This window comes from Frigidibacter sp. MR17.14 (assembly GCF_037095735.1).
In the GTDB taxonomy this organism is placed as follows: domain Bacteria; phylum Pseudomonadota; class Alphaproteobacteria; order Rhodobacterales; family Rhodobacteraceae; genus Frigidibacter.
The window spans coordinates 128,585-134,945 of record NZ_JBAWKD010000009.1; the positions used below are offsets into that span (position 1 = coordinate 128,585).

Sequence of the window (6,361 nt, forward strand, 5' to 3'; positions counted from 1 at the left end):
CCTATCCCGCCGGTGCCCGGCACCGAACCGACATGACGGAGACCCCGATGCGCGACCTGCCGACCCTGACCCTGCCGGGCGACGAAGCCCCCGCCGCCCCGCTGCTGGCCGATTACCTCGCCGGGCTGAAGGACGTGCCCGAGGGGCTGACGGCGATCCTGACCGCCATCGCCGGCGCCGTGCCGGCGCTCGGCGCACGGCTGGCCGCGGGGCTGCTGCCGGGCGACCCGGCCCGCATCGTCGGCACCAACGACAGCGGCGACAAGCAGAAGGCGCTGGACGTCGGCGCGCATGAGCATGTGATGGCCGCGCTGCGCGCCGCCCCGGTCCGCCTCGTGCTGTCGGAAGAGGCCGAAGAGATCGCGACCCTCGATCCCGACGCGGCCTATGACATCGCGATGGACCCGATCGACGGTTCGGGCTCGATCGGGATCGGCGCGCCGCTGGGCCTGCTGTTCTGCGTCTTCCCCGCCGCGCCCGAGGGCTTCCTGCGCACCGGCCGCTCGGTCATCGCCGCGGGCTATGTCTCGTTCGGCCATTCGGTCGACTTGGGCTTCTCCTTCGGCCAGGGCCTCGACATCGCCACCTTCGATGCCACCGCCGGCGCCTTCCGCGTCCATGCCCCGGGCGTGACGCTGAAGCCGAAGACCTCGACCATCGCCTACAACGCCTCGAACGCGCGGCACTGGGGCGCGGGGATCCGCGACTACATCACCGACATCGAACGCGGCAAGGACGGCCCGCGCGGGCGCGACTTCAACATGCGCTGGCTGGGCGCGGCGGTCGGCGACATGCACCGGATCCTGCTGCAGGGCGGGCTGTTCCTCTACCCGGCCGACGCGCGCAAGGGCTACGAGAAGGGCCGGCTGCGGCTGCTCTACGAGGCCTTCCCGATGGCCTATATCGTCGAGCAGGCCGGCGGCCGGGCGACCGACGGCACCACCGCGATCCTCGACATCCTGCCGACCGAGCCGCATGGCCACTGCCCGCTGATCTTCGGCTCGTCCGAAGAGGTCGAGGCGCTGATGGGCTACATGTCGAAGGGCTGAGCCCGCTTTCACCCCGCCGCCATCCGGCCTAGGGTGGCGGCCATGTTCGACCTCGACGCCCTCGATTCCCACGCCCTCGCCGCCCTGCTGACCTGGCAGCGCGACATGGGCGTGACCGAGGCGATCGGCGAGGCCCCCGTCGACCGCTATGCCCATGCCGAGGCGCTGGCCGCGAGGCGCGCCGAGGCCGCGGCGGCGACGGCAGGGCCCGGCGCTGCCAGTGGCCTCGACGCCGTGCAGCCGGGCAAGCGCCGGCCGCCGCCCCCCCCGAAACCGGTCGAGATCGACCCCGCCGCAGAGGCCGCCGCCGCCGTGGCCGGGGTCACGACGCTCGAGGCGCTGGCCGTAGCGCTCGAAGCCTTCGAGCATTGCGAACTGAAGCGCGGCGCGCGCAATTTCGTCTTCAGCGACGGCCGCGCCGGGGCGCGGGTCATGGTGCTGGGCGAGGCGCCGAGCCGCGAGGAAGACCAGCAGAACCAGCTGTTCATCGGCGCGGCCGGCCAGCTTCTGGACCGGATGTTCGCCGCCATCGGCCTGTCGCGCAGCGCCCCCGATGCCGAGGCCGCGATTTATGTCGCCAATGTCCTGCCCTGGCGGCTGCAAAGCCCGCACAAGCTCCCGGCGCCGGGCGACATCGCGATGATGCGTCCCTTCGTCGAGGCGCATGTGCGGCTGGCCGATCCCGACGTGCTGGTTGTCTTCGGCGAGACCGCCTTCCGCGCCGCCTGCGGGCGGCAGGGGGGCCGCGCGGCCCGCGGCGTCTGGACCGAGGCCTTCGGCCGGCCGGTCCTGCCGATGGACCCGCCCGCCGACCTGCTGCGCACCCCCGCCGCCAAGCGCGAGGCCTGGGCCGGTCTTCTGTCCCTCAAGGAAAGGCTGGGCCGCAGATGAGCCGCATCGACGAGAGCCGCGAGTTCCTGCCGGTGCGCATCGCCGTGCTCACCGTCTCGGACACGCGGACCGAGGCCGACGACCGTTCGGGCGACACGCTGGTCGAACGGCTGACCACGGCGGGCCATGTCCTGGCCGCCCGCGGCATCCTGCCCGACGACCGCGCCGCCATCGCCCAGCGCCTGCGCGAATGGATCGCGGACCCGGGCGTGGACGTGATCCTGACCACCGGAGGCACCGGCCTGACGGGCCGCGACGTGACGGTCGAGGCGCATCGCGACGTCTACGAGAAGGAGATCGAGGCCTTCGGCACCGTCTTCACCGTGGTCTCGATGCAGAAGATCGGCACCTCGGCGGTGCAGAGCCGCGCCACCGGCGGCGTGGCGGGCGGCACCTACCTGTTTGCCCTGCCCGGCTCGCCCGGCGCCTGCCGCGACGCCTGGGACGAGATCTTGGTCAAGCAGCTCGACTACCGCCACCGTCCCTGCAACTTCGTCGAGATCTTCCCCCGGCTCGAGGAACATCGCCGCCGCAAGTAGCGGAGGTTTCGAAAGGCCCTGCCATGACCGACCCCGCCAGCACAGAGCGGCGCGCCGCCACCTTGGCCGAGGCCGCCGCCCGCTTCGACGACGGCAGCCTGCTGGCCGATCTTTCGCGTCTCGTGGCCCAGCCCAGCGAAAGCCAGCGCGACGATGCCGGCGCGGATCTGCAGGCCTATCTGGCCGGGCTGCTGGTGCCGATGCTGGAGACGATGGGCTTCGCGACCCGCATCCACCGCAACCCGGTGCCGACGGCCCCGCCGATCCTGCTTGCGACGCGGATCGAGGACCCGGACCTGCCGACGGTGCTGGTCTATGGCCATGGCGACACCGTGCGCGGGCAGGCGGGGCTGTGGTCCGGGGGCATGGATCCCTTCACGCTGACCCGGACGGGCGAGCGGCTCTATGGTCGCGGCACCGCCGACAACAAGGGGCAGCACCTGATCAACATCGCGGCGCTGAAGGCGGTGCTGGCGGTCGAGGGGCGGCTTGGCTTCAACGTCAAGCTGCTGATCGAGATGGCCGAGGAGACCGGCTCGCCCGGGCTCGACCTGTTCTGCGCCGAGGAGCGCGCGGCGCTGGCGGCGGATGTGCTGATCGCCTCGGACGGGCCGCGGCTGTCGCCGGAGAGGCCCACGATCTTCACCGGGGCGCGCGGCGCCAAGAGCTTCGAGCTGACGGTCGACCTGCGCGACGGCGCGCATCATTCCGGCAATTTCGGCGGGCTGCTTTCCGATCCGGCGATCCTGCTGGCGCAGGCGATCGCCTCGATCACCGATGCCCGCGGCGCGCTGAGGATCCCCGAGTGGCGCCCCGACAGCCTGACGCCGCGGATCCGCGAGGTGATCTCCGCCCTGCCCCCGGTCGAGGCGGGCTTTCCGCTGTCCGAGGGCTGGGGCGAGCCGGGCCTGAGCCCGCAGGAGCGCGTCTTCGGCTGGAACAGCTTCGCGGTGCTGGCGATGACCTCTGGCCTGCCCGACGCGCCGCAGAACGCCATCGCGGGCCGGGCGCGCGCCACCTGCCAGCTGCGCTACGTGGTGGGCACAGACCGCGAGGCGATCGTGCCGGCGCTGCGCCGGCATCTGGACGCGGCGGGCCTGTCAGCCGTGCAGGTGACCGAGCGGGACGAGGGCGCCTTCGGGGCCACGCGGCTGGACCCCGACCACCCCTGGGTGCGCTTCGCCGCCGCCTCGCTTGAAGCGAGCACCGGGCTTGCGCCGCATGTGCTGCCCAATCTGGGGGGCTCGCTGCCCAACGGCTGCTTTGCCGAGACGCTGGGCCTGCCGACGGTCTGGATGCCGCACAGCTATGCCGGCTGTCGCCAGCACGGGCCCGACGAGCATGCGCTGGCGCCGCTCTTGCGCCAGGCGGTGACCGCGATGGCGGGGCTGTGGTGGGACATCGGCCACCGTCCGGACGTGCCGCCCCACGTCTGAGGGGCGGCGCGAGCGCGGCCTTTCGGAACGGCCGTGTTCTCTCGAACGGGCTGCTGTCGGCTCAGGCCCCGAGCCAGGGGCCGGCCAGACCCGCGGCATCGAGGCCGCTGCGCAGGCGGTTCGCGGCCAGCGCCAGCCGCGCCCCGTCGGCCGGGTCTATGGCGGCCCCGTCCCCCTCTCGCGGCGGGGCGGCAAGGCGGGCGAGTTCCTCGGACAGGGTCGCGGTCGCCGCCTGCAGGGCCGCGAGCCGCTGCGGGTCCGCGGCGAGCGCGGCCAGCAGGCCCGCGTCGATCCCGCCGACGCCGCGCGGGCGGCTGCCGCCGGCCGCGGTCCAGCCCGCGGGCACCTCGCCCTTGGCATTGCGCACGCGCCCCTCGCGGATCGCGTCGAGGATCTGGTCCACCGCCTGACAGGCGCCGGCGACACGGGTGGGGTGATCGGTGTCGGCGGCGGCATGGGGCAGAAGCGACAGCCGGTCGCCGAAGCGGGCGGCGAGCGGCAGGTAGGGCAGCATCGGCCCCGACAGCGCCCCGGTCGCGGCGTCGCGGAACAGGTCGGCGTCGATCGCGGCATGGCCGAGCCGGCCGCTGTCGAGCGCCGCGGCGAGGGCGTCGGTATCGACCAGCTCGCCCCGGTCGTAGTTGATCAGCACCGCCCCCGGCGCCAGCGCCGACAAGACTTCATCCCCGATCAGCCCGGCATTGGCGAAGCCCGCCGCGGTCTTCGGCCCCAGCCCGACATGCACCGACAGCACGTCGGCGCCGGTCGCGGCGGCCAGCGGCGTCTCGGCATGCTCGAACCCCTCGGCCTCGATCCAGTCGCGGTGGCGCGGGCGGGCATGGACGCGGACCCGCATGCCGAAGGCGCGGCCCAGCTTGGCGACCTCGCGCCCGATGCTGCCGTAGCCGATCACCGCGAGGCAGCGCCCCTGCAGTCCGGCGGTGGGGAAGCGCGCGAGGTCGCGGCCGGTGTCGAAGGCGCCCTCGGCGACCAGCTCGTGCAGGAGGGCGACGGGCAGGTCCGGGCGGACGGCGAGCAGCGCCTTGAACACCATCTGCGCGGTAGCGACCGCGTTGATGCCGGGGGTGTTCATCAAGGGCGCGCTGCCGCCGGTGCCGTCGCCGCCGCCCCAGACCGTGCAGCCCATGTTGCCGGTGCCCGCGCCGATGCGCACGCCGCCCATCGGGAACGGCAGATCGGCGGGCAGGAAGGTGGCCGCGGCGATCACCGCGTCATAAAGGCCGTCGCCGGCCTCGGCGCGCAGGTCCTCGGCGGTGGAGAGATGCGGGAGGTAGAAGAAATGCGCGCAGCCGGGCGCGAGGTCGTCGCGGCCGCGGGCCGAGCCGTCGTGGAAGTGCCCGCCGCGGGCGGCGACATGGGCGCGGACCGCCGCGGTGTCGGGCTGGCCATCGGCGCCAAGGGCAAGGCCGACCGGGTCGACGACGAGGATCTTCGGGGTGCTGCGGTCGGTCATGGGCGCTTCCGGTTCCGGGGTCAGTGCGGAGGCGGCCACCGTCGCGGCTGGCGCGCGGGGATGCAAGGCCGCTGGCGCCCGGCGGCGCTGCGCGGAGGGACGAAGCGGGGCGGGGCGCGGGTCAGTGGCTGCGCAGGGTGCCGTGCCCGCCCGGAGGCGCCCCCCGGGTGCGCTGGTAGACGACCAGCGCCTCGACCCGGTTCTTGGCGCCCAGCTTCTGCATGATGCTGGACATGTGGACCTTCACCGTCTTCTCGCTGATCGAGAGGATCTCGGCGATCTCGCGGTTGCTGCGGCCCGACTTCAGCTCGCGCAGGACCTGTTCCTCGCGGAAGGTCAGGCTGCCCGCGGCGGGATCGCGGCGGGCCCGGCTTTCCTGCGCGGCGCTGAGCAGGCGGGTGGCGAAGGCCGGCGAGACGAAGGTGTCGCCGCGCATGATCGAGCGCAGGGCCGAGATCAGCTCGCCCGCCGGGACGCCCTTGAGAATGTAGCCGCGCGCGCCGCCGTTCAGCGCCTCGATCGCGGTGTCGGGACAGTCGTTGACCGTCAGCAGCACGCAGCGCACCTCGGGATGGGCACCGGCGATCCGCGACAGCGCCGAAAGGCCGCCGCCCCCCGGCATCACCAGATCGAGGATCATGATGTCGGGTGTCCGCTCTGCCGCAAGCTCGACCGCGCGATCGGCGCTGTCCTCTTCGTAAATGGCACCGACATCGGGTTCATCGCGCAGCACCGCCGCGCGTCCGCGGCGAAAGATCGGGTGGTCGTCGATGATGGCGACCGAGAATTTCCGTTCGAAAACAAGTGGCGTCAAAACCGTCACCCCACGCGTACAACCCGCCGCCGATCCAATGGGACCGGGGGCACGAGGGGGCGTTGTTGCACTTATCAGTGAGGCGGATTCACGTCGTGAATCCTATACGTTAGCTTCGGGCCATGCCGAAGCCCTCTTCCCCTCGCTATCGCACGACG

6 protein-coding genes are annotated in these 6,361 nt (G+C 72.9%); 4 read left to right on the forward strand and 2 right to left on the reverse strand.

Annotated features, from left to right (window positions below; genetic code table 11):
* The first annotated feature begins 32 nt into the window (after positions 1 to 32).
* From V8J36_RS18540 to V8J36_RS18555, 4 genes are read left to right on the forward strand one after another with little or no spacing between them, the layout of a single operon-like run.
* Positions 33 to 1,049, forward strand: a complete 1,017-nt coding sequence (locus V8J36_RS18540) for a class 1 fructose-bisphosphatase (protein WP_336468800.1) — start codon at positions 33 to 35, stop codon at positions 1,047 to 1,049.
* A 42-nt stretch (positions 1,050 to 1,091) separates the two neighbouring features.
* Positions 1,092 to 1,940, forward strand: a complete 849-nt coding sequence (locus V8J36_RS18545) for a uracil-DNA glycosylase (protein WP_336468801.1) — start codon at positions 1,092 to 1,094, stop codon at positions 1,938 to 1,940.
* The gene (gene moaB, locus V8J36_RS18550; protein WP_336468802.1) at positions 1,937 to 2,479 is read left to right on the forward strand and encodes a molybdenum cofactor biosynthesis protein B; all 543 of its coding nucleotides are present in this window, start codon (positions 1,937 to 1,939) and stop codon (positions 2,477 to 2,479) included. Before V8J36_RS18545 ends, moaB begins: the two co-directional genes overlap by 4 nt.
* Positions 2,480 to 2,502: 23 nt before the next feature.
* Positions 2,503 to 3,915 carry a M20 family metallopeptidase gene (locus V8J36_RS18555; protein ID WP_336468803.1) on the forward strand — a complete coding sequence of 471 codons (1,413 nt, stop codon included), beginning with the start codon at positions 2,503 to 2,505 and terminating at the stop codon, positions 3,913 to 3,915.
* 61 nt (positions 3,916 to 3,976) lie between these two features.
* Here V8J36_RS18555 and V8J36_RS18560 read toward each other — a convergent pair whose 3' ends face one another.
* Positions 3,977 to 5,389 (reverse strand): NAD(P)-dependent oxidoreductase, encoded by a 1,413-nt coding sequence (locus V8J36_RS18560; protein ID WP_336468804.1) that lies wholly within the window; start codon positions 5,387 to 5,389, stop codon positions 3,977 to 3,979.
* A gap of 121 nt (positions 5,390 to 5,510) precedes the next feature.
* A complete protein-coding gene (locus tag V8J36_RS18565) occupies positions 5,511 to 6,203 on the reverse strand; it encodes a response regulator transcription factor (protein WP_336468805.1) in 693 nt (230 codons plus the stop codon).
* Positions 6,204 to 6,361: the final 158 nt, after the last annotated feature.